The organism is Pseudomonas sp. EL_65y_Pfl1_R83, from assembly GCF_963970695.1.
GTDB lineage: Bacteria > Pseudomonadota > Gammaproteobacteria > Pseudomonadales > Pseudomonadaceae > Aquipseudomonas > Aquipseudomonas tritici.
The window spans coordinates 1-580 of sequence record NZ_CAXAQI010000163.1; the positions used below are offsets into that span (position 1 = coordinate 1).

Sequence of the window (580 nt, forward strand, 5' to 3'; positions counted from 1 at the left end):
TCGCGCGTCCGGTTTTCTGCGCGGCGCACCATGCTGCCAAGCAGCTTGTCGAACATGGTGAGCGCGGCGTCGGTCAGGCTTTCCTCGATCCTAATGGCTGCAGCCGCGAGCGTCGCGTGGCGGCGCATGGTCGCCAACTCGCCGAGATGTTGCGGCGTGATTCGCACTGCCTCGTCGGCTAATCGATCGAATGTCGCCGATGGGATCATTGCGGCGCGCGACGGATCGAGGCCGAGCGTCCGCACATGATCGAGCCGTTCGAGCAGGCGCAGGATGTTGCGCGCTGCCGGCGACTGCGGCGCGTTGCGCAGCCATGCCAGCCATGTCGTTCCCTGATCTGGTCGCCGAGCCAGCAAGGCGTCCAGCGCCGCCAGCTTGTCCGGCTTGATGCCGCTGGTCAGTATTTCATGGGTGAGATGTTCTGCCTGCTGGCGCGCGTGTCTGACGATCGCTTCGATGACAGCCGATGGCGAGATCGGAACACCGACCTGAAGCGAAACAGTCTAGATCTCGGTGGTCGCCGTATCAATAAAAAAAAAAGGGGGGGGGGGGGGGGGGGGGGGGGGGGGGGGGGGGGGGG

General features: G+C 65.2%; 1 pseudogene. It reads right to left on the reverse strand.

Features of this window, described 5'->3' with window-relative positions:
* A pseudogene (locus tag AACY08_RS28200) lies at nucleotides 1–356 on the reverse strand (Tn3 family transposase); the annotation flags it as partial.
* Between the last annotated feature and the right edge of the window lie 224 nt (nucleotides 357–580).